At 45.6% G+C, this 21,823-nt stretch carries 20 protein-coding genes; 6 read left to right on the top strand and 14 right to left on the bottom strand.

Annotated elements, in window-relative coordinates; genetic code table 11:
• Positions 1 to 77: 77 nt before the first annotated feature.
• From CRENPOLYSF2_RS09315 to CRENPOLYSF2_RS09290, 6 genes are all read right to left on the bottom strand, one after another.
• Positions 78 to 809 (bottom strand): WecB/TagA/CpsF family glycosyltransferase, encoded by a 732-nt coding sequence (locus CRENPOLYSF2_RS09315; RefSeq protein WP_217884090.1) that lies wholly within the window; start codon positions 807 to 809, stop codon positions 78 to 80.
• Between the two features lie 225 nt (positions 810 to 1,034).
• Positions 1,035 to 2,042 (bottom strand): lipopolysaccharide heptosyltransferase I, encoded by a 1,008-nt coding sequence (gene waaC, locus CRENPOLYSF2_RS09310; RefSeq protein WP_087143676.1) that lies wholly within the window; start codon positions 2,040 to 2,042, stop codon positions 1,035 to 1,037.
• 7 nt (positions 2,043 to 2,049) lie between these two features.
• Positions 2,050 to 3,084: a lipopolysaccharide heptosyltransferase II gene (gene waaF, locus CRENPOLYSF2_RS09305; protein ID WP_087143675.1), complete on the bottom strand. Its 1,035-nt coding sequence runs from the start codon at positions 3,082 to 3,084 to the stop codon at positions 2,050 to 2,052.
• Positions 3,081 to 4,001 carry a branched-chain amino acid transaminase gene (locus CRENPOLYSF2_RS09300; RefSeq protein WP_087143674.1) on the bottom strand — a complete coding sequence of 307 codons (921 nt, stop codon included), beginning with the start codon at positions 3,999 to 4,001 and terminating at the stop codon, positions 3,081 to 3,083. Before CRENPOLYSF2_RS09300 ends, waaF begins: the two co-directional genes overlap by 4 nt.
• A 33-nt stretch (positions 4,002 to 4,034) precedes the next feature.
• A complete protein-coding gene (glnE, locus tag CRENPOLYSF2_RS09295) occupies positions 4,035 to 6,911 on the bottom strand; it encodes a bifunctional [glutamate--ammonia ligase]-adenylyl-L-tyrosine phosphorylase/[glutamate--ammonia-ligase] adenylyltransferase (protein WP_087143679.1) in 2,877 nt (958 codons plus the stop codon).
• Between the two features lie 29 nt (positions 6,912 to 6,940).
• On the bottom strand, positions 6,941 to 8,755 hold the full coding sequence (locus tag CRENPOLYSF2_RS09290; RefSeq protein ID WP_087143673.1) for a cytochrome c peroxidase: 1,815 nt from the start codon (positions 8,753 to 8,755) through the stop codon (positions 6,941 to 6,943).
• A gap of 148 nt (positions 8,756 to 8,903) precedes the next feature.
• On the opposite strand from CRENPOLYSF2_RS09290, the gene pdxA reads away from it, so the two are divergent.
• Both pdxA and rsmA read left to right on the top strand, forming a co-directional pair.
• Positions 8,904 to 9,899 (top strand): 4-hydroxythreonine-4-phosphate dehydrogenase PdxA, encoded by a 996-nt coding sequence (pdxA, locus tag CRENPOLYSF2_RS09285; protein ID WP_087143672.1) that lies wholly within the window; start codon positions 8,904 to 8,906, stop codon positions 9,897 to 9,899.
• Positions 9,900 to 9,904: 5 nt separating this feature from the next.
• Positions 9,905 to 10,708 (top strand): 16S rRNA (adenine(1518)-N(6)/adenine(1519)-N(6))-dimethyltransferase RsmA, encoded by an 804-nt coding sequence (gene rsmA, locus CRENPOLYSF2_RS09280; RefSeq protein ID WP_087143671.1) that lies wholly within the window; start codon positions 9,905 to 9,907, stop codon positions 10,706 to 10,708.
• A 181-nt stretch (positions 10,709 to 10,889) separates the two neighbouring features.
• On the opposite strand, the gene CRENPOLYSF2_RS09275 is transcribed toward rsmA, so the two are convergent.
• The gene (locus CRENPOLYSF2_RS09275) at positions 10,890 to 11,372 is read right to left on the bottom strand and encodes an arsenate reductase ArsC (RefSeq protein ID WP_087143670.1); all 483 of its coding nucleotides are present in this window, start codon (positions 11,370 to 11,372) and stop codon (positions 10,890 to 10,892) included.
• A gap of 498 nt (positions 11,373 to 11,870) precedes the next feature.
• On the opposite strand from CRENPOLYSF2_RS09275, the gene CRENPOLYSF2_RS09270 reads away from it, so the two are divergent.
• The 3 genes from CRENPOLYSF2_RS09270 (at position 11,871) to CRENPOLYSF2_RS09260 (ending at position 14,152) form a co-directional block, all read left to right on the top strand.
• Positions 11,871 to 12,035: a rubredoxin gene (locus CRENPOLYSF2_RS09270; protein ID WP_087143669.1), complete on the top strand. Its 165-nt coding sequence runs from the start codon at positions 11,871 to 11,873 to the stop codon at positions 12,033 to 12,035.
• A gap of 28 nt (positions 12,036 to 12,063) precedes the next feature.
• A complete protein-coding gene (locus CRENPOLYSF2_RS09265) occupies positions 12,064 to 13,095 on the top strand; it encodes an NAD(P)/FAD-dependent oxidoreductase (RefSeq protein WP_087143668.1) in 1,032 nt (343 codons plus the stop codon).
• Between the two features lie 229 nt (positions 13,096 to 13,324).
• Positions 13,325 to 14,152, top strand: coding sequence for a thermonuclease family protein (locus tag CRENPOLYSF2_RS09260; protein ID WP_087143667.1), 828 nt, complete (start codon positions 13,325 to 13,327; stop codon positions 14,150 to 14,152).
• 128 nt (positions 14,153 to 14,280) lie between these two features.
• Here the strand turns inward: CRENPOLYSF2_RS09260 and CRENPOLYSF2_RS09255 are convergent, their stop codons facing one another.
• The 6 genes from CRENPOLYSF2_RS09255 to CRENPOLYSF2_RS09230 form a co-directional block, all read right to left on the bottom strand.
• Positions 14,281 to 14,835 carry a chorismate--pyruvate lyase family protein gene (locus CRENPOLYSF2_RS09255; protein WP_245807963.1) on the bottom strand — a complete coding sequence of 185 codons (555 nt, stop codon included), beginning with the start codon at positions 14,833 to 14,835 and terminating at the stop codon, positions 14,281 to 14,283.
• A 6-nt stretch (positions 14,836 to 14,841) separates the two neighbouring features.
• Positions 14,842 to 16,923, bottom strand: coding sequence for an ATP-dependent DNA helicase RecG (gene recG, locus CRENPOLYSF2_RS09250; RefSeq protein ID WP_087143666.1), 2,082 nt, complete (start codon positions 16,921 to 16,923; stop codon positions 14,842 to 14,844).
• Between the two features lie 78 nt (positions 16,924 to 17,001).
• Positions 17,002 to 17,295 carry a hypothetical protein gene (locus tag CRENPOLYSF2_RS09245; protein ID WP_087143665.1) on the bottom strand — a complete coding sequence of 98 codons (294 nt, stop codon included), beginning with the start codon at positions 17,293 to 17,295 and terminating at the stop codon, positions 17,002 to 17,004.
• A 64-nt stretch (positions 17,296 to 17,359) separates the two neighbouring features.
• Positions 17,360 to 17,764 carry a RidA family protein gene (locus CRENPOLYSF2_RS09240; protein ID WP_087143664.1) on the bottom strand — a complete coding sequence of 135 codons (405 nt, stop codon included), beginning with the start codon at positions 17,762 to 17,764 and terminating at the stop codon, positions 17,360 to 17,362.
• A gap of 165 nt (positions 17,765 to 17,929) precedes the next feature.
• Positions 17,930 to 18,838, bottom strand: coding sequence for an NAD(P)-dependent methylenetetrahydromethanopterin dehydrogenase (locus tag CRENPOLYSF2_RS09235; protein ID WP_087143663.1), 909 nt, complete (start codon positions 18,836 to 18,838; stop codon positions 17,930 to 17,932).
• 201 nt (positions 18,839 to 19,039) lie between these two features.
• Positions 19,040 to 19,948 carry an NAD(P)-dependent methylenetetrahydromethanopterin dehydrogenase gene (locus tag CRENPOLYSF2_RS09230; protein ID WP_087143662.1) on the bottom strand — a complete coding sequence of 303 codons (909 nt, stop codon included), beginning with the start codon at positions 19,946 to 19,948 and terminating at the stop codon, positions 19,040 to 19,042.
• Between the two features lie 448 nt (positions 19,949 to 20,396).
• Between CRENPOLYSF2_RS09230 and CRENPOLYSF2_RS09225 the strand changes: the two genes are divergently transcribed.
• Complete coding sequence (locus CRENPOLYSF2_RS09225) at positions 20,397 to 21,473, top strand: calcium-binding protein (protein WP_087143661.1); 1,077 nt, start codon at positions 20,397 to 20,399, stop codon at positions 21,471 to 21,473.
• A 161-nt stretch (positions 21,474 to 21,634) separates the two neighbouring features.
• Here the strand turns inward: CRENPOLYSF2_RS09225 and CRENPOLYSF2_RS19035 are convergent.
• A partial coding sequence (locus CRENPOLYSF2_RS19035; RefSeq protein WP_217884089.1) for a hypothetical protein occupies positions 21,635 to 21,823 on the bottom strand: 189 nt, incomplete at its 5' end.

Genomic DNA, 21,823 nt, shown 5'->3' with positions numbered 1-21,823 from the left:
GTTCGTGCTGAGCCTGTCGAAGCATGAACTTGCTCAAGTTATTTCGTGCGCGTTCCTAAGCCAAAAAACCAAAACTATTAGCGAAAAATTTCTTTTAGCATCAGCCAAAAAAACATCATATCCTCAATAAAATACCGCTTATACATGCGCCTAGGCTCTTGTAAAAAGCGGTAAAACCATTCCAAGCCTGATTGCTGCATCCACAACGGTGCTCTTTTAATTTTTCCTGCCACAACATCGAAAGTACCGCCGACACCCATCGCAAAAGGAATTTTCATCTCTGCTTGATAGCGCCCTAAAAACTGTTCTTTTTGTGGAGAACTCATGGCAACAAATAACAGATCGGCCTGCGCTAGTTTAATATGCTCTACCACCACCTTTTCTTGTTCTGGCAACCAATAACCATTTCGATAACCCACTATTAAAATATCAGGGTATTTAGTTTCGTAATGTTGTTTTACTTTACCAACAATAGCTTCTGTCGCGCCTAAAAAATAAATTCGCCACGCTTTTTCGGCTGAACACGCCATTAAGGCTTCAAACAAATCCACACCAGTAACCCGCTCTTTTAACGGCTTTCCCAGTAACCGTGATGCCCAGACTATCGGCATACCGTCAGCACTGATTAATGCACATTCGTTAATAATGCGTTGCAAATTAGGGTCTTTATTCGCCTTAACCACCTTATCCACATTAACCGCTACATGCTGACTTGGCTCACCCGACTGGATAAGTTTTTCAATAGCTTGTAGCGTTTCTGCCATAGAAAGGTTGTCAATATAACACCCCATCATATCAATACGCGGCATTATTAACTCCATTATTAAGATGGTTTATTAAGCAATACAGCATTTTCAACTTAGGACAGTTACAGCCACCGTTCGTGCTGAGCTTGTCGAAGCATGAACGGCACACTTCGACAAGCTCAGTGCGAACGGTTACGCTGTAACTATTGAGCTGTGAAAACGCTGTACATATTTGTTTCATATATTCAACCAGGAAGAGGCTAACTTAATAACAGTGATATAAAGAGGTTATTTTTTTGACGCAGTTAATAATAGTTTAGCTAACGTAATAACTTCCTGTTCATTAATATCTTTAATTGAATAATCTTGTTTATTTAATTTAAATGGATTAACAATAGACGATGATTTAATCACTTTATTAATATCCGTTTGATACACGCGACTAATCGGTGTAGGACCAAATAAAGTGATGGAAGGCTTGTTAAGTGCCCACGCCATGTGTGTGGGGCCGGTGTCATTACCGATGAGTAAATCTGCTTGTGCGATCAGGGCTTTTAAGCTATTTAAGTCCAATTTTGGCATTACTTGAATATAATCGGATTGGGTTGCCATCCAATCCGCTTTAATTTTTTCTTCTTCACTGCCCCAAACGACCAAACAGTTTTCTTGTAAACTTTCCGCGATAGCGATAAATTTGGCCGCCGGATAATTACGACTGTCCCAGGTTGAACCTATCACCATAATGATATTAATATGCTCTTTCAGCAGATAATCATAAATTTGCGGATCTTCATCGCTAAAAAATAAAAACGGGGCTTTATTAACAATCTGCTCTTTACTAATGCCTATGCCTAAGGGACTGGATAAGACCAAGGCTTTTCTATCAATGGTATTTTCGTCATACGCACAGGCAATTTTAACATCGTAAAACCACGAAGCGGCTTTTTCACGAATGGAATGTATATCGTAACCTGCAATAGGTTTACCCAATAGGCGTGCAGTAACAGCAGATTTTAATAAACCTTGGGCATCAATCACTAAATCGTAGCGATTTCTGGCATAGCCACGTACTTTTTTAACTTGTCGGAAAAAATTAATTTTATTGGTTTTTAACGATTTAATATTAATTGTTAATAGCTGATTAATATCAGGGTTGTGTTTTAGAATGTCGGCAAAGCGCTCTTCGACAATCCAATCAATTTCAATATCACTGCGTTGTGCCTTGATAAATTGCAGGGCAACCATCGCGTGAATAATGTCGCCGAGCGCGGACAGTTTTATGATGGCAATTTTCATGATGGGCCTAGTGTATTGTACTCAAAACAGTGAGTACCCGATCAGGCGTAATGTTGGTCAGGCATTGGGTGTGGCTTTCATGTTCAGGCGGATATAAAGGGCATTCGCGTTTAAAACACGGTGAACAAGCCAATTGTAGAGAAATAATGTGCGCTTTTTTACTGAGTGGTGGTGTAAAGCTCGGATCGGACGAGCCATACAACGCGACAATATCTTTATCCAAAGCCGCAGCAACATGCATTAAGCCGGAATCATTACTCACAATAGCATCCGCCAATGCCATGAGCTCCACGGCTTCAGTCAGTGAGGTATGGCCGGCAAAATTGCGGCACACGTTGCCCGCTGCGTGATTAATCTGCTCAGCAATAGCACTGTCTTTATCAGAGCCCAACAACCAAATCTGCCAACCTTGAGCAGCCGTCTGTTTCGCCAGTTCAGCGAAATGTGAGATCGGCCAACGTTTGGCTTCGCCATATTCTGCACCGGGGCATAAAACCAGTATTTTTAAGTTCAAGTTTAATTGAAACTTTAGAGCGGTCGCGTGTTGTTTACTGTTATCACTGACGAAACACGGTGTTGGACACGCGGGCGGTAGCGCGGTATTTTTAGCGTAAGCTAAAGCCACAAAACGCTGCACCGTCATAGCCAACACTGATTTATCCAGCGTGCGGGCATCATTTAATAAGCCCCAGCGACATTCGCCCATATAACCCGTGCGTACCGGAATATAGGCAAAAAATGGCACTAACGCTGATTTCCACGAGTTGGGCAACACGATAGCTTGATCATAGTGTTCAGATCGTAACCGCCTGCCTAATTGATAACGCTGTATCAATCCGAACTGGCCACGCGCAGTCGGTAGCGCGATGGCGTGCTGTACTTGCGGCATTTTTGCCAATAACGCTAACGTCCACTTAGGCGCTAGCACATCAATTTGACAAAGCGGGTATTGATCTTTTAGGGCGATAAACAAGCTTTGCGCCATCACCATATCGCCCACCCAAGACGGGCCTACGACCAGTAGTTTGCGCGATGGCTTCAAACGTAAGTCAGCCAGTCTTTATGCTCTGGTCTGCCGTCCTTCACATAATCAAAATACAAAGATTGCAATTTTTCAGTGACAGGGCCACGACTACCAGAGCCAATAAGCCGATTATCCAGTTCTCTGATCGGGGTGACTTCAGCAGCGGAACCGGTAAAAAACGCTTCATCGGCGACATAAATTTCATCACGGGTGATGCGTTTCTCGATGACCTCATAGCCTTGCTCCCTGGCAATAGTCATGACGGTATCACGGGTAATGCCTTCCAGAGCGGAGGTGGTTTCCGGTGTGTAAATTTTGCCGTTACGGACGATAAACAGATTTTCGGCGCTGCCTTCAGCAGCAAAACCTTCGTGATCGAGCATCAGCGCTTCATCATAACCGTTGGCACGGGCTTCTTGCAGCGCCAAAATGGAGTTGATGTAATTGCCATTGGCTTTGGCCTTGCACATGGTGCTGTTGTGGTGGTTACGCACGTAAGATGACGTGCGGATGCGGATGCCTTTTTCAATGCTGTCATCACCCAAATACGCGCCCCATGCCCAGGCGGCAACCATAACATGGACTTTTAAATTATCGGCACGCAGTCCCATGCCTTCCGAACCGTAAAAACACATGCTGCGAATATAAGCACTGTCTAAGCCATTTTTAGACACGGCTTCGCATTGCGCCTGATTAATCTCATCTTTGCTGAACGGCATCGGCATATTCATGATATGCGCGGAACGGAACAGGCGGTCAGTGTGTTCCTGCAATTTAAACACCGCCGTGCCTTTGTCGGTTTTATAGGCTCTGATACCTTCAAATACGCCCAAGCCATAATGCAGAGTATGGGTTAATACATGTACTTTTGCTTCACGCCAGGCAGTCCATTTGCCATCTAGCCAAATAAAGCCGTCTCTATCTTCCATCCCCATTATTTTTTCTCCGCGTTGTTGGTGTTCATTGAATTATTCCATAAAAGTGTGCCAAATGTGCGTCACTTTTGCACGCAGTAAGGCGATTTGTGCGTCATCCACCTGTGCAGTTTCGCCTTGCAGCGCCCGCTTATGGCCGATATCGCGATAGGTGCAGTAAGCGGTTTTTAAGGTATCAGCAACGTCCGCCGTCATAAAACCCTGTGCCTGCAAGGCAGCTAACAATCTGATGTTATCGGTAAAAATGCTTATTGACGGATGGTGTGCCGCCAGTGCCAATACCGCAAATTGTACTATAAACTCTATATCAGCAATACCGCCTTTGCTTTGTTTCAGGTCAAACGTGTTGATTTCTTTTATTGACAAGTGATCGCGCATTTTTTGCCGCATGTCACGCACCTCGATTTTTAAGGTATTAACATCACGCGGTAAGCTTAAAATACGTTGCCGGATGGCTTCAAATTGAGATTTTAACGCTAAATCACCGGCAATAAACCGGCCACGTACTAAGGCTTGATGTTCCCATGTCCAGGCTTCTTTGCTGAGATAATTTTCGTAAGCATTGATATTGGTCACCAGCAAGCCAGAATCACCGTGCGGTCTTAAACGCATGTCCACGTCATACAGCATACCGGATAATAATTTGGTATCCAGGCTGCGTTGTACTTTCAGCCCCAAGCGGCCATAAAACTGGGCGCAAGAGATAGGTTTTATACCAGTGGTATCGGCATTGCCGTCCAAACAGCTGTACAAAAACACCATATCCAAATCTGAGCTGTAACCCAGTTCAATACCACCCAGTTTGCCAAAGCCTACGACAGCAAAGCCGCTCACAGGGCAAGCGCCATCCGGTGTGCAATCTGGCGGACAGCCGTGCTTAGCAATCAGGCTGCGCCACGCACAGCCGATCACATGGCTAAGGACGGTTTCGGCAATCCAGGTTAAATAATCACTGACCACCATGAGCGGGATGATACCCATAATATCAGCGGCAGCCACGCGCAATACTTGTTGTTGTTTAAAATGCCGCAGCACGTTCATTAAACGTTCTTCGTCGTCACTGTCGACAGCGGCTAATAAGGCGGTTAACTGGGCATTCAGATTAGTTTTATTCAGCGGTTCAAACAAGGTGCGCGGATCGAGCAGATCATCAAATAAGATTGGGTAGCGCGATAAGTAATCGCCAAACCACGGGCTGGCCGATAATAATCGTAGCAATTGCGCTAAAGCATGGGGATTTTCGCCTAGCAGCGATAGATACACGTTTCTACTGGCCACCGATTCAAACAACGCCAACGCGCGTTTTAAGGTGACATCAGCATTTGGGGTTTGCGATAACGCGGCAAGCAACTGCGGCATCAGGCGATTAAGCACCCCCAAGCCTTTGGTGGTCAACCGTTTCATCGCCAATGAATTTTTAAAATACTTAAGGGCAATAAGGCTGTGTTCGCCATCCTGAAATCCGTAGTCGGCAAGATGCTGTAATAACTCGCTGTCGTCTGCACTGCACGCCCAGATTTTTTGGCTGTTATCGTGACCTTGGATTTGTTTGGCAACGGAAAATACTTGATCGAACACGGTTTGCACCTGAGCCCTGACCGTATCCAATGCCTGTTTAAAGCTATGCCAATCGGCATAATTCAGCGAATAGGCCAGAATTTGCTGCACGTTAGGATCGGTGGGCAAATCGTGGGTCTGTTTGTCTTGGTATTGCTGAATGTGGTTTTCAGCGCGGCGTAAAAATTGGTAGGATTGTATTAGCTGTGCGGCATCATCCGCTGTTAATAAATGCAGCTCGCCGAGCAAGTGTAGCACGTCGACAATGCCGCGTGTTTGCAGTCTTTTTTCACTGCCGCCACGGATTAACTGAAACGCCTGGCCAATAAATTCAACTTCGCGGATACCGCCAGGGCCAAGTTTGATGTTTTCCCTGCGGTCTTTACGGCGCAGTTCCTGGCTGATCTGCAATTTTAACGAACGCAGTTCTTCGAACGCGCCGTAATCCAGATAACGTCGATAAACAAAGGCTTTGAGCATGGCCAGCAATTGTTTGCCGGTATCAAAGTCCCCTGCGACTTGGCGGGCTTTAATCATCGCGTAGCGTTCCCATTCCCGTGCCTGAGTCTGGTAATAGATTTCCATGCCGTCAAAAGTCATGATGACCGCACCGCTGTCACCGTAAGGCCGTAAGCGAATATCAGTACGAAACACAAAGCCATCAACGGTGATTTCATCCAGGATTTTAAGCAGACTTTTACAGACGCGGGTGAAAAATTCGCCGTAGGTGGTGGCGTTTCTGTCAGTTAATTCACCGTCTTGCGGGTAGGCGAAGATCAGGTCAATATCCGAGGAGTAGTTGAGTTCGTAAGCGCCGAGCTTGCCCATGCCTAACACAATCATCTGTTGAGGTTGGCCGCTTGGTAACATAGGCGTACCAAATCTAGCGCAGTTTTGTTGGTAAGCAAACGCCAGCGCGGTTTGAATGCAGGCATCGGCGAGCAGCGATAAATCCATTAAGGTTTCAGAAAGCGGAGCCCAATCGGCCAAATCACGCCAGGCGATACGTACCATTTCCCTGCGCCGGAACTGGCGTAATGCGGCCATTAATTCGGCTTCGGTGCTGGCGATGTTATGGCTTAAGGCCTGGCCATAGTGATCGGCTGGGTAGGGCATGATTAGATCGCCTGAACTGATCAAATCCAGCAGCATTTGCGGCTTGCGCGTGCAGCTTTCAGCAATAAACTGGCTGCTACACCAGACTTTAGCCAATGAGGCTTTAAATTTATCGTCTTCTGGGACAGCCAGCCCTAATTCTGATACACGTTGATACCAATCGTTTAAGGCATTGCTGACAGAGATTTGCAGCGCTTCGGGTAAGTTTTCGGTGTTGATAAAATCAATGGCGTCCATATCGATCCTTGGTGTAGATTTTGGGTGCATTATTGCCTATCGCCTACTGGCGCAGTCCGAGCCTCATCGATTAATTCTTGCACATTATCGCCGGTCAACTGAGTTAAAAAATATGCCAAATCTTTGCTTTCCTCGTCACTTAAATGCAGCGGCTTAATGAGCGGATCACGATTTTCATTGGCGATACCGCCCTGGTTGTAAAAAGCAATCACCTCCTGCAAACTGGCCAGACTGCCGTTGTGCATATACGGGGCTGTTAGCTGAATATTACGCAGCGACGGGGTTTTATATTGCCAGCGATGCGCGGGGTTTTGAGTGATTTCATAACGCCCCAAATCGTTGGTCTTGGTTTCTGATACCGAGGCAAGCAACTGGGCATCCACATTCACAAACACACCCGGCGCAAGTTGTACGCTCTGCTTGTTGTCGTTGCTCACCATTGCATCCCGATAGCCAATGCCGGTGTTGTGCAAGCTGTTATCGGTAAACAGCGCGTGTTTATCACCTACGGTATGGCATTGTGAGCAAGCCGCCTTGCCGATAAATAACTGATAGCCGCGTTGCGCCTTAGCATCCAGCGCCTGTTGGTCATGGCCGTATTGCCAGCGATCAAACGGCGAATTCGCCGAATTTAACGTGCGTTCGTAACTTGCCAGCGCCATGCCGACAGTTTCCATACTGGCGGGTTTTTTAAAGGCTTTTTGGAACAATCCGGTGTAATCTGCGCTGGTGTTGATTTTGTCGATAACATAACCGATAGACGGATTGGCCATTTCGTTATGCGTCAATAACGGCAACCATACTTGTTGTTCCAGCGAGGTTTCACGGCCATCATGAAACAACAGACTAAAATAGCCGGTGTTGTACAAAGACGGGCTATTGCGCCGTACCGTGCGGCCTTCCGCACCCACAGCAGTTGCCATCTGGTTGTTGGTAAAGCCCTGGTCGGCAATATGGCACATGGCGCAAGACATCGTATTATTGAGCGACAAACGCCGGTCAAAAAACAGTTTTTTGCCCAGGCTGACTTTTTGCAGGCTGATAGGGTTGTTGTCAGGTATCGGAACGGGCGGTAAACCCAGTGGTGGGTGTTTGATCGTTTTGAGTGCGTCGATTGTTTTAAGTGGGCTTGGTGGCGTTTTGGCGGTGGGCTTTTGCAACAGGCTTTTAATATCGTTAATAACGGTATCGGGGTGCAAAAACGACAGACTGTAAATGCTGCGTATCTGTCGCTGCTGGTCAATCAGATACACCCTAAGCACATGTGAAAACGTACCGGTATCCTGACCTTTGTCGTCATAAATTTTTTGGATGTTTTGCTGGTAGGCATTTAGGATGGGATTTAATTCTTGCTCGGAGCGGGTGGTTAAAAAATGCCATTCCAGCGTGCCGTCTTGCAGACTTGCACCGTAGTGCTTCATTTGCGCGGGCGTGTCGTGTGCGGGGTTAAAGCTTAAGGTTAACAGGCGTAGCTTTTTGGCCAGTTCTGGCTCTTTTTGCAAACGGCTGTTGATTTTATGTAATACCGTGGTGGCTAACGGGCAGCCATTGACATCGCTGCAAGTGGCATAAATAAAACTCAGCAAAACGATTTTGTCGGTGGCTTTGGCTTTGTCACCTATTAAGGCATGCAAGCTGGTGTCGTGGCCTTCAATATCCAATACCTTGCCATCGGCGGCCTGGCCTAATGGCGGCAGGGTGTAGCTGTCGGGTTCGGGTGCGGTAAATTGTAGATTGCCATAGCCTGGCGCTAGCGTTGGCGGGCTGGTGTCGGCGTAACTGCGGGCATTGACTAAGATGATAATTAGCCAGCCGATTTTTCTTAACAATTGTTGAGCTATCATAGTATCTTTGCCCAGTGTAGTGGGGACTGAATTTACTTATTACACGCTGTGTTGGCTATATTATCGGATACATTTAGCGTAAAAGCGTTAAATTATAAATTTACTTAAGTTGTTATCCTGTAAAATTGCTTTATTTTAGCTTCTCTCTATGGCTTTAAGCGATTCATCCATTAAACGCATTGCGCTAACCTCAGGCGAACCTGCCGGTATCGGCTCTGATCTGTGCATACAATTAGCGCAGCATGAATTAGCGTGCGAATTGGTTATTATCGGTAGTCCGACCTTATTGGCGCAGCGAGCAAAACAGTTAGGCTATTACGTACAGATCAACACCTTTGACCCATTAGCACCCCGAAAATACGCTAGCGTAGGCCATTTAACCGTAGTGCCGATTGAGTTGGCGGTAGCGGCGCAGTGTGGTCAATTGAATACCAATAACAGTGCCTATGTATTAAAAACCATCAGCGAAGCAACACAAGGCTGTCTTAACCACACGTTTGATGCTATGGTAACCGCACCGGTGCATAAAGCGGTGATTAACGATGCCGGTTTTGCCTTCAGTGGCCACACCGAATACATTGCCGAGCTAACCGGCGGCACCCCTGTTATGATGCTGGAAACACCCGGTTTACGGGTCGCCTTGGTTACCATACATTTACCGTTAGCAAAAGTGCCTCAGGCAATTACAGCTGCGCGTTTGCGTAGCGTTATAAATGTGTTGCATCATGATTTAACCACACGATTTAACATTGCCAACCCTAAAATACTGGTGTGCGGGCTTAATCCGCATGCGGGTGAAGGTGGGCATTTAGGTCGTGAAGAACTAGATATTATTGATCCGGTATTAGCCGATTTTCGTCAACAAGGCATGGATATTCAGGGTTCTTTACCCGCAGATACCTTGTTTACCCCGCATTATCTGGACTCTGCCGATGCGGTATTAGCTATGTATCATGATCAGGGCTTACCTGTGCTTAAGCACAAGGGCTTTGGCCAGGCTGTTAATATTACGTTAGGCTTGCCGATTATTCGCACCTCAGTGGATCACGGTACCGCATTAACCTTGGCCGGAACCGGTAAAGCCGATTTGGGCAGTTTGCAATACGCCCTACAAACCGCCTTAACAATGGCACATAACACATAAACTCTATGGCACATACCGCTCGTAAACGCTTTGGTCAAAATTTTCTACATGACCACGCTATTATCTATAATATTATTTCCAGTTTAGAAGCAAAAGCGGGTCAAAACTGGGTAGAAATCGGCCCAGGGCAAGGCGCACTCACTGCGCCGTTGCTCAAACAAATTGGCCAATTAGATGTGGTTGAGCTAGATAGAGACTTGGTGACCTTGCTCAAGGCCAAGTTTACAGACCATGAAAATCTACGCATTCACAGTGGCGATGCACTACGCTTTGATTTTGCCAGCTTAGCGCCGCCTAATGAGAAAATCCGCATTGTCGGTAATTTACCTTACAATATTTCCACGCCATTGATGTTTCATTTACTTAATAACGCTGCCTGTATAGAAGACATGCACTTTATGCTACAAAAAGAAGTGGTGGACAGAATTTGTGCAGCGCCTGGCAGTAAAAAATACGGTCGCTTGAGTGTGATGATGCAATATTATTGTGCGGGCGAATGTTTATTTGACGTACCGCCAGAAAGTTTTGATCCTGCACCGCAAGTCATGTCGGCTATTATTCGCTTGGTGCCGCATGTAACGCCGCCGGTTGAGGTATACGATGTAACATTATTGAATAAAGTGGTTACCGCCGCATTTTCGCAGCGCCGCAAAACTTTACGTAATTCGTTAAAAAAGCTGATTCCAGAGGCTGCAATTAGTGCTTTAGGCATTGATGCCAGCGTAAGAGCGGAAGAAATTTCGCTGGCAGATTTTGCCAAACTGAGCAATATTTATCCAGAATATGTAAATTGCAGCGAAGATTCTTAACTACATAGCAGAAAAACAGCTGTGCGACAATATGCCACATTCCATTTTTTGTATTTATGGTTAATACTGTATTCAACTCTTGAGATGCAAATCCTTAACAGGATCTAGAGTTTATATCCTTCTTTTAATGCGACTTACTAAGTCGCATTTTTTTTGTCTATCGTTTTTCAATCTCGCTAGTTTAAGTCTCAGATTGACTGCCAATTTTACTGAGTGCATCCACTATTTCCGCTTGAGTCATATCTTCTAAAGGCAATTCCAGCATTTTGGTGATTCTGATGTGTAAGGCATCGTAGGTTGCCTGAAAAGCACTATTAATCTGCTCCGCACTGCCAGTAACATGTGCAGGATCAGACAATCCCCAATACGCCCGAATAGTACCGTCTAAATAACTGGGACATACTTCTGCGGCGGCGCGATCACACACAGTAATGACAATATCAATGCCTTTACCGTCAAACTCATCCCACGATTTACTGGTCAAACCATCAGTAGGCAGTGCATTACGCTGCAATGTCGCCAAGGCATTAGGATTAACCGTTCCAGTAGGATGACTACCCGCTGAATACGCATGTAAGCGGTTGCTACCAAAGTGATTTATCAGTGCCTCAGCTAAAATACTTCTGCAAGAATTTCCCGTACACAAAATCAGAACGTCTAACATTATCAGTCTCTGTCGTATTAATAGATGAATGCCGCACAATGTAATTACAAAAACGCGGCGAATGTGTCAGCTGGCTAAGCAGACGTATTATCTATGCCTATAATGACTTAATCAACTGCCCATTGTAAGTTGTTTTTTACAACAAGCAAGCGATTGTCACAAGTCAAATAATGACTTTACCAACAAATTAAAGCATTTAGCAACTACAGTATTTTTAATTAAGCGACGTTGTAATGCAGCCGTGTAGATAGAGATATAACATTGCTAACTCATTTAACTAACAATCCACACATGATATGTCTTCAATATTCTTTACTATTACAGCACAAACAGTATTCCTATCAGCAACCCCAGAAGCGTATTTTTTATACAGCAGCAATCGCATAATACCAACTATTAAAATACTGTTACCTGTGTCATAAAAATGATAAAGTCAGCAATGTCTTATACAGGCGTAAGGCTAATACTAACAATTTAACAATAAATACGAGGTAATCAATGGCTAAATATCAGTGTGACGTTTGTGGACATATTTATGACGAAGCAGCAGGTGACCCAGATTCAGATATTGCACCCGGTACGCTGTGGGCAGATATTCCTGATGATTGGCGCTGCCCGGAATGCGGCGTAGAGAAAGATGACTTTCAGCTCCTTACTGCGTAACAGGGCTTAATTTTTACAGGAGAGCAGCATGCACATTGTTATCATTGGATCGGGTATTGCCGGTGTTAGTTTTGCTGAAAAGTGTCTGGCATTAAAGGCCAGCACGCCTAATTCTACTATCGCCATCAATATTACGCTGGTAACCCATGAGCATGACGGTTATTACTCACGACCACTGCTCTCGCGCGGTTTTACCAAAACGGATATTGAAAATACTATCATTTTAAAAAAATTCGATAAAATTCGTGACAGCGGTATTAATGTACTCAGCGGCGCAGAAGTCACTGCAATTGATCGACACAGCAAGACAATAGCGCTCGACAGTGTGCAAGAACGAACATTGCACTATGACATTCTAGTATTGGCGCAAGGCTCAGAAGCATTTATTCCACCGCCTTACCAGCCATTTAAAAAACTGTTTTTTTGCTTGAATAGCTTAGTTGATCTAAAAGCCATACGCGCATTTCGACACACATTAGTAAACCAAAATCGCAAACCCCATTGGGCGATAATCGGGGGTGGTTTAATTGGTTGCGAACTTGCTTCTGACTTAGCAGTGGCCGGCGATAATGTCACTGTATTTCATGCGGTCGAACGTTTAATGGAGCGACAACTGGTAGTAGAAGATTCGGCATTGCTGCTCAATGTTTTGCACAAAAGTGGTGTTACCGTTCTGTTTAACCAAAATATTCAAGCTATTAGTCAACAAGCCGAAAAAGTAGCCATACAAACAGATGTTTTTACAGAATTCGACGGTTTGATTGTCGCTTGTGGCTTTAAACCGCGTACAGATCTTGCCAAACAGGCAGGTCTTAATGTTGGCCGTGGTATTAAAGTTAATACATTTTTACAAACCAATGATGACAGTATTTTTGCGTTAGGTGATTGCGCAGAACTACCCAATGGCAAGCTGTACGCGTACATTTTACCCATTCGCAGCCAAGCAACATGGTTGGCAAGTTTTATTTTACAACAAGAACATACCCCGTGGACAGCACCTGTATTTACCAGCAAAGCCAAAGTACATGGCTTTGAAGCGGTGTATCCCTACAACGTGTAACCACTAACACGTACCTGCTTTAATGTAAGGTGCGCTGTCTGCTATTTGGCAGCCCAACATGTTCAACGAATGGGTTATGTTGGGTTGAGAAAAGCACTCAACCTAATCTACACTTGCCGAGCTTAAGCTGGGGAAGTGTAGATTTAAAGCGAATACATTGACAACATCACGCCAATTTCACTTAAATGTAATTAATATTAGTTTACCGCCCCCCATATACCAAACTACTATGCCGCTCTCAGCCAAATCCCTGTCATTATCAGCAATATTACTGTGCTTACCGCTATTAGCCCACGCAGAAATCTATCAATGGCAAGATACCGAAGGCAATAAGCACTTTTCAGATCGCAGCCATGCCGATGCAAAAATACTCACCGTAAAGCCAGGTTACAGTTATCAGAGTATCAAAACTGTTTACGATGGCGATACGGTAGTGCTGGAAGATGGTCGTAAAATTCGCTTATTGGGCATTAATACCCCCGAAGTAAGACACCGCGATAAACAAGCCGATGCCGGTGGCGATGAAGCCAAACAATGGCTTATCACGCGTTTGAAAAATACTAAAGTACGTGTGCAAACCGATGTAGAACTCACCGACAAATACAAAAGAACCTTAGGGCATTTGTTTACCGAAAACAAACAACATATCAATCTGGAACTGGTAAAAGCAGGTTTAGCCGAGGTGAGTATTTACCCGCCCAACCTTTTGTTTACCGAGGAATTACTGGCCGCACAGCAGCAAGCAGAGCACGCCAAAGTGGGTATTTGGCAACGGCCAGAATTTGCTGTGTTGCCGGTTAGTAGCCTAACGGATGAAGGTCATACCGGCTGGACGCGCTTAGTTGGTAAAGTAACAACTGTACGTGACACCCGAAAGTCGATTTATCTGACATTTTCAGATAAGTTTGAAGCACGTATTGAACGCAAATGGCTGGCTTTATTCCCAGGTATTAACAGCTATCTCGGAAAAAATCTGGAAGTACGTGGCTGGTTAAACAGAAATAGAGGCGTATTTTCCATGTTAATTCGCCATCCTAGCGCTATTGTTGTTAGGTGATTATGGCTACACGGAACAACTTAGGAACGCGCACGAAATAACTTGAGCAAGTTCATGCTTCGACAGGCTCAGCACGAACGGTGGTGGCGTTTAAGTTGTTCAAGTTATTTCATGCACGTTCCTTAACATCACAAAATTTCCGGTAAAAAAAACTCACTCACCAACATAGCTCGCCCTGCAACAGCGTATACCGTGCGCCTACCCCAGATTGATTGATTGATACCGGCCAAATCAATCGCCGATGGTGACCAACTGGTAGCGGGAATCAACGTCACCTCCATCGCCAAACGCTCCAGCTTCGGGTAAGAAAAAATCACTTCTCCCAAAGGCCGCGTACCCAGATGTGACAAGTTACGGTGTGCGCCCTTGAGGGTAGCTTCCGGAATAATAGTTCTAGCCAGTAACAGCGGCTTACCGTTAGCATGTAACATCACTTCACGCACCAAGGCATAACGGTGTTCCGGCACCGCCAATAATCTGCGCTCACTCAGCGATGGTGTAGCCCAGCGATGAAACAACATGCGCACCGCCACCGACGCACCATAACGTTGCCGCAAACGCTGTGTTAACGAACCGGTTTCATAAACCCACGCTTGTATGTTGCCGGGCATGTGCTGGCGAATGCCAGGTCGATTTTCTAGCCATACCGGTTGCCCAGCCAATAAAAAAGGTGTGTGTGCCAAGTGCGTTTAAACCTCAGAATAATCTGTGCTAATACCCAGCCAGCGCTCACACAGTGGCTCAATAGCATGGGGAGTGTGTGTTATAAAATAGTCGGCTGCGTGCTGAATGTTATCCAGCAAATCGCTATCGCGGCGCAAATCCGCCACTTTAAATTGAATAGCACCGGTTTGGCGCACGCCCATAACTTCACCGGGACCGCGTAATTGCAAATCTTTTTCGGCGATCACAAAGCCGTCATGACTGTCGCGTAAAATACCCAAGCGTAACCGTGCAGTTTCCGATAACGGGGCTTGATACATTAACACACAGTAACTGTCATTCACGCCCCGCCCCACCCTACCACGTAACTGATGCAACTGCGATAAACCTAAACGCTCCGGATTTTCAATCACCATTAAACTGGCATTGGGGACATCCACCCCCACTTCAATCACTGTCGTCGCCACCAATAAATCCAGTTGCTGGCATTTAAATGCGCCCATGACGGTGTTTTTTTCTGCTGTTTTCATACGGCCATGTAATAAACCTACACGTACTTTGGGCAATAACATGGCCAAGCGTTGCGCGGTAATTTCAGCCGCCTCGGCTTGCAATGCGTCCGATTCTTCAATCAGGGTACACACCCAATACACTTGCTTTTTATGGTCGACCCAGTTATTGATGCGTTCAATTACCTCGCTGCGGCGCTCAGCTGAAATCACCACCGTCACAATCGGTGTACGGCCAGGGGGTAATTCATCAATAACAGACAGATCCAAATCCGAATACTGCAACATAGCCAAAGTCCGCGGAATCGGTGTGGCGGTCATCACTAATTGATGCGGCCTCATACCATCGTGCTGGCCTTTTTCACGCAAGGCCATGCGCTGATGCACACCAAAACGGTGTTGCTCATCAATAATAATCAAGCCCAACTTGGCAAAATTAACACTGTCTTGAAACAACGCATGCGTACCAATCACTACGTTAGCGGTATTATCTTGCAAGTGCTGCAATACCAAATGCCGCGCTGCGCCTTTCAACTGTCCGGTTAAAAAGACGACGTTGCTGTCAAAAATACCGAACCAGGTACTAAAATTTTTAAAATGCTGCTCAGCCAATAACTCAGTCGGTGCCATCACGGCAACTTGATAACCCGCCGCCAACGCCAATAACGCGGCGTAGGCGGCAACAATGGTTTTGCCAGAACCCACATCACCTTGCACCAGCCGCATCATGGGGCGGCCTGTGTGAAAATCCTGTTCAATATCCGCAATCACCCGCTGCTGTGCGCCGGTTAAGCTAAACGCTAAGGATTGTAAAAATTGCGCGGTCAACGCAGCATCACTCACAAACACCGGTGCGTGCCAGGCGTTGCTTTTAACTCTGGCACTGCGCAATACCAAATGATGCGCCAGTAATTCTTCGAAGGCTAAGCGTTTTAATGCGGGGCTTTCACCGGCTTGCAGAGCGGCGGCAGCCTGCGAATCCTGTGGATGATGCACTGCGTGTATAGCGGTGAGTAAATCAGGGTAATGATAGTTTTGCAAGATAACCGCTGGAATCCAGTCTGGCAACAACGCGGGCTGCGTATTGCACACGGCCAAGGCCAGTTTTACCGCCTTTCTAATGACGGCTTGATTAAGTCCTTCGGTCAGTGGATAAACTGGGGTTAAGCTGGCTTCGGCGACCGGTGCTTCCATACTGGCAAGCACACTGTATTCGGGGTGTACCATTTCCAGCCCAGCGTAACCCACCCGCACTTCGGCAAAACAACTGATAAATACACCGGCTTTGAGGCTATTTTGCTGACTGGCAGAAAAATGAAAAAACTTTAAATCCAGAAACCCCGTGCCATCGCTGATCTTGCAAATTAAACTTGTACGACCTTTTTGCAACACATCGGTGCATTCCACTTTGCCTTTGATTAACGCCGTCATGCCGGCTTGCAAAGCACCAATACGGTAAACCTGGGTTCTGTCTTCGTAACGAGAGGGCAGATGGAACAACAAATCTTGAATGATATGAATACCCAAGTTTGCCAAGCGATTTGCGGTGTGCGAACCGATACCGGCTAAGGCGGTTACCGATTGCTTAAGATCAGACATACGCTTAGTGTGATGCTAATCGGCGGTTAAAAGCCGGCCAGACGCACCACGTTAATACGCCCGTATTCAATAAAGACATTAGACAATCTTGGTAAAGTGCATAAACTGCATTTGGCTTTGATCAATCAGATCAAAAAATGCAACACACTGCGGAATCGTCATCACTTTTTCAGCCGCCGCCTCCGCCGCCGCCAAATCTTGCCAATGAATCACATCCATATAATCACCCCCTTCTGATTCACCTAAGTCTCGACGAATAAATCCAGGCATAGTACTAAGAATAGGCGTAATCGCCGAAGCCGCTGCCTGTAATTGACTGTCGGTAACGCCAGTTTTAGCTTTAAAAATAACGACTTCGATTGCTTCATTCATGATTTCCCCTTTGCAGTATTTCAGTTTGAGTAAATAAACAACTGTCTTTAGTGTCCCAATTCAGTTAAGAAGCGGGATATTCCTGCGGTTTTAAAACCATGATGGCATCGATTTCAACGTTTGCATCCTTAGGCAATGCCGCAACGCCCACCACCGCGCGCGCAGGAAAAGGCGCTTGAAAAAAATCCGTCATGATTGCGTTAACAACCGGAAAATCCGCTAAATCGGTTAGATAAACATTCAGCTTAACAATATCGTCAAAACCGCCACCCGCCGCGTTCACCACCGCTTGCAAATTACGCAATACTTGATTAATTTGCGCGGCAATATCGCCTTCAACCAAGGTCATCGTGTCGGGCACTAGCGGTATTTGTCCCGACAAATACACGGTTTGACCAGCCCTAACCGCTTGTGAATACGTGCCTATGGCGTGTGGCGCATCCGTAGTTTGTATTATTTTTTTTATCATAACGTAGCCTGTTTTTAATCAATAAACATAATCGATTAGAGCTGTCAGCTCCCAATTCGCTGATGTCGGCTATGCACTTACTGTGATCAGCTTATTGTTGGGGTTCGTTACCTCACCCCAACCTACAAAACTTATTCCAGCTAAATAGCTAGCCATAAATCCATCCTAGCTAGCTATTCCCCTCGCCTTACTAAAAGCATCGCGAAAATCAAGATAGACCGGTTGCTCGGTTGCCAGCATCAGCTTTAACAACGCATGTTGCAATTGGTATTTAACATTACCCACCGCCAACGCACCAATACCCACTGCACCTGGCGCATTAATAGCGTGAATTAATGGCGCTCCCATGTCACTGCGTTTTATACCTTCTATACCTAAAGGTGGTACGGCATTCACATCGCCCGCTACTTTCAGGTGGGTGGCTTCATCCAACACGCTGGCACCGATTACTTGTATACCGGCTTTGGCGGTACAAAAAATCACATCGGATTTAGAAATCAAGCGGGCTTTGTCAGCTTCTGAACTGGCATATGTGCCTTTAAGAGTGCAACCAAAACGTTTATTGTATTCGGTTGCAATGTCCAAAGCCGTATCAATTGACAAATGATCCACCAACCACACTTCTGCACCGGCTAATGAGGCAATCACACCGGTAGCAATCCCCACCGAACCCGTACCGCCAAAGACAATTGCATTACAACCTTTGAGTTCTGTACTGTGTTTTTGTTGCAATTGTTTCTCAACACAAGCCACCAATGCAGCGGCTGTGGTAAATGCACCACTAGGATCGGCAAATACCGAAACTTCAAACGGCGGTACCATCGCTTTTTTACAGCTATCCAGCATATCCATCGCCAGCCCTAAATTCCGGCCACCTATAAAAATACCAGTACGTTTTACCCCCGATGGACCACGCGAGAAAATAGCATCTTGCGTTAAGCCATACACACTGTCTAATTTAACATTATTATAAGGTACGATGACATCGAAGCCCGCATCCACCGCCATATTGACATCAAACGGGCTGTTATGCGGCATGGGGTCAATCATGTGAAGAATACTGCGCTTTTCCATTGGTTTTTCCCTGTATTGAAAGTGTGCTGAATCGATTAACTGGCTACCAACTAACGCGGGACAAGAATAATAACATTCAAGTAGATTGGGCTGCCTGCTGTTTGGCAACCCATCATTTATAATGCCCTGGAAAGGTTGGGTTGAGAAAAATATTCAACCCAACCCACATTTTGCCCATTATTAAGCGGATAGCCGATTAACTTAACTGTTAGTTCTAATATAGTCTCTGGCGACGGCGAACGCATGTTCAAAATGCAAATATACCGGCTTGTCATTTTCGATCATTTTTTTCAACAAGCGATTTTGTGCCTGGTATTTAACATTACCAATCGCCAAAGCACCAATACCCACCGCGCCACTGGCTGAGCCTATAATAGCCGTGCCATTAGCAAACGCATCCACACCGGCAATACCCGCTGGCGGTACGGCGTTAACATCGGCAGCGACTTTTAATTGCGGGGCAGAAGCAATCAGCTCTGCACTTAACAGCTCTATACCCGCAGCACCCGTTGCAAACACCACATCAGCGGTTTTAATAAACTCGGCTTTGTCCGCATCAGCACCGGCCGTCACTACAATATTACCACCACCAAATTCATGACTGCACATGTCGGCGATACGCTGGGCTTTGTCTAATTGCCTGCCAATAATTCTCACCTTTGCACCCGCTTGCGCTGCTATAACAGCCGCCGCTTGGCCAACAGGCCCTGTACCCCCTAAGGCCAAAATCACTTTGCCTTCTAAAGTGGTGTTAAATTTTGCCATTAATTCACGTTCAACCGCTGCCACCATACCAGCAGCGGTGGTAAATGCGCCACTGGGGTCAGCAAACACCGAGACTTCAAACGGCGGCACCATTGCCTGTTGTGCCGCCTTCAGCATGTCCATCGCTTCTTTGGTATCGCGGCCACCAATAAAAATACCGGTACGCTTTAAACTTTTGGCGCTACGCGAAAAAATGGCATCTTGCACCAAGCCTTGTATTTCGCCAAGTTCAACATTGATATAGGGGATGGCAGATGTCCATCCGGCATCCAAGGCCATATTGACATCAAAAGGGCTCAGGTTTTTAGCGGTAGTGAGCATGTGGAGTATGTATGGTTTTTCCATGAGACTTCCTTAGTGTAAGTAATTCGTCCAGTATAAAATAAAAACACGCCTATGGCACTACCGCTATCGACAGCACGGCGGTATTAACTAAACAATTTTAAAATTTTATAATAATAATAAATATATTTTTTGTACTATCTACTATACTAAAACATCGAAAGTGAGCGGTTTTAATAGCAGCTTTCTGAATAGCCTGACGGCGAGTTGTATTTTATTTTTTTGCAAAAAAAAATTTACAATTTTTGATTTTAAATCAAAAAACTATCAAAAAACAGACTGTAAATTTACATAAAAATATTAAGCCGCTACTGCATCGGTCAAAACAAGGCACTGCTACACAATGGTATACCGCAGTGTCTGCACGCTTAAATTAACTAACAGCTAACGACAGCTTTAAAAATTTATTAATAGCTTCTAAAACTCCACTATAATTTTAAAGGTAATTCCAATGGCAACAACTAAATCAGTTATTTATACTCATGCTCACAAGTCACAACAAACATCAGAAGCCGATATCTACGGTGGCAGTAATAAAAATGATTTTTGGCGCGGCGGAAACGGTGATGATACCGCGTGGGGTAACGCAGGCAGTGACGCACTGTATGGTGGCAATGGCGACGACAAGCTTTACGGCGGTTCTGGTAAAGACAAGCTTTACGGCGAAGACGGCAATGACGACATGAACGGCGGCTCAGACAACGACCAAATGTGGGGCGGCAATGGCGATGATGAGATGAAAGGTGCTAACCAAAACGACAGCCTGTGGGGCGGTAAGGGCGATGATACACTGTGGGGCGGCTCAGGCAATGACAAGCTTTATGGCGAAGAGGGTAATGACGAAATTTACGGTGATATCGGTAATGACGATCTCGACGGCGGCAAAGGCAATGACCATCTATACGGTGGCGAAGGTACTAATTCCCTAAACGGTGGTCAAGGCCAAGACACCTATCATTTAACCCCCGCTCAACTAGCCTCTTCTGCTATTTTAACCCCCGCTCAGCTGGCCTCTTCTGCTCAGTTACCCCATGATCAATACAACGTCGACACCGTAGTTATTGGGGCAGGCGACAGCAGCATGTCCTACGGCATAGGAGACATATCATTAGATAATTTTATTTTAAGCTCCGACAGAGTGGAAGGCTTCGATAGCTACGATAAACTCGACCTACCCGGTGCCGGTGTTGTGCCTAACATGACAATCAACACACCTTTTGACACAGCGCATTTTGATAATATGGCTATCAAAGACGGCATTTTAACGCTATACAAAGGTGATGTACCTGTTAATGTCGATAGCTATTTGCTCGCTAATGAAGCGGGCAAATTTATGATCAATAACTTCTTAAGCAATGCTCTGACTTCTGGCAGTACCGACATGTATGACCGAGCTTTCGGCTTTAACTTAACCATTGGCACAGAAAACCACACTTTGGTTATAGAATCTGATTCAAATACCAATAGCTTAATTGTGGTAGATCTTGTCGGTGGTGTAACCGAACTTACAAATAGCCAAATTATTTAACACCTTATCACAAGACGCTAGATAATTCAGACCCCGCTAGGCAAGCCGCACAAGGTTTGCCTAGCTTTTCACTTTCGGCTGTACACTGCCTCTCTAAATCAATTGATAACCCGCCCATTATGGGATGCTATCAATCACTCGTATAAATTCCTGGCATTTGACTACAGTAGATTTTCAGCTAAAGTAGTTTGCACAAAAAACATCCCAAATACCATTTTATTTATCCACAAAAAAATATCAAAAATAACTTTATACAGCGTTTTCAACTTAGGACAGTTACAGCCACCGTTCGTGCTGAGCTTGTCGAAGCATGAACGGCACACTTCGACAAGCTCAGTGCGAACGGTTAC

This window comes from Crenothrix polyspora (assembly GCF_900163755.1).
Taxonomy (GTDB): domain Bacteria; phylum Pseudomonadota; class Gammaproteobacteria; order Methylococcales; family Methylomonadaceae; genus Crenothrix; species Crenothrix polyspora.
The sequence above is the reverse complement of the archived record's forward strand: the minus strand, read 5'-3'. Positions and strand labels throughout refer to the sequence as shown.

Excerpts from the sequence above, each read along its gene's own strand:
- CRENPOLYSF2_RS09290 (WP_087143673.1), bottom strand. The coding sequence starts at position 8,755 with ATGATAGCTCAACAATTGTTAAGAAAAATCGGCTGGCTAATTATCATC.
- CRENPOLYSF2_RS09245 (WP_087143665.1), bottom strand. The coding sequence starts at position 17,295 with ATGAATGAAGCAATCGAAGTCGTTATTTTTAAAGCTAAAACTGGCGTT.
- recG (WP_087143666.1), bottom strand. The coding sequence starts at position 16,923 with ATGTCTGATCTTAAGCAATCGGTAACCGCCTTAGCCGGTATCGGTTCG.
- CRENPOLYSF2_RS09270 (WP_087143669.1), top strand. The coding sequence starts at position 11,871 with ATGGCTAAATATCAGTGTGACGTTTGTGGACATATTTATGACGAAGCA.
- glnE (WP_087143679.1), bottom strand. The coding sequence starts at position 6,911 with ATGGACGCCATTGATTTTATCAACACCGAAAACTTACCCGAAGCGCTG.
- CRENPOLYSF2_RS09260 (WP_087143667.1), top strand. The coding sequence starts at position 13,325 with ATGCCGCTCTCAGCCAAATCCCTGTCATTATCAGCAATATTACTGTGC.
- CRENPOLYSF2_RS09240 (WP_087143664.1), bottom strand. The coding sequence starts at position 17,764 with ATGATAAAAAAAATAATACAAACTACGGATGCGCCACACGCCATAGGC.
- CRENPOLYSF2_RS09225 (WP_087143661.1), top strand. The coding sequence starts at position 20,397 with ATGGCAACAACTAAATCAGTTATTTATACTCATGCTCACAAGTCACAA.
- waaC (WP_087143676.1), bottom strand. The coding sequence starts at position 2,042 with ATGAAAATTGCCATCATAAAACTGTCCGCGCTCGGCGACATTATTCAC.
- pdxA (WP_087143672.1), top strand. The coding sequence starts at position 8,904 with ATGGCTTTAAGCGATTCATCCATTAAACGCATTGCGCTAACCTCAGGC.
- CRENPOLYSF2_RS09275 (WP_087143670.1), bottom strand. The coding sequence starts at position 11,372 with ATGTTAGACGTTCTGATTTTGTGTACGGGAAATTCTTGCAGAAGTATT.
- CRENPOLYSF2_RS09315 (WP_217884090.1), bottom strand. The coding sequence starts at position 809 with ATGCCGCGTATTGATATGATGGGGTGTTATATTGACAACCTTTCTATG.
- CRENPOLYSF2_RS09235 (WP_087143663.1), bottom strand. The coding sequence starts at position 18,838 with ATGGAAAAGCGCAGTATTCTTCACATGATTGACCCCATGCCGCATAAC.
- CRENPOLYSF2_RS09265 (WP_087143668.1), top strand. The coding sequence starts at position 12,064 with ATGCACATTGTTATCATTGGATCGGGTATTGCCGGTGTTAGTTTTGCT.
- rsmA (WP_087143671.1), top strand. The coding sequence starts at position 9,905 with ATGGCACATACCGCTCGTAAACGCTTTGGTCAAAATTTTCTACATGAC.
- CRENPOLYSF2_RS09230 (WP_087143662.1), bottom strand. The coding sequence starts at position 19,948 with ATGGAAAAACCATACATACTCCACATGCTCACTACCGCTAAAAACCTG.
- CRENPOLYSF2_RS09300 (WP_087143674.1), bottom strand. The coding sequence starts at position 4,001 with ATGGGGATGGAAGATAGAGACGGCTTTATTTGGCTAGATGGCAAATGG.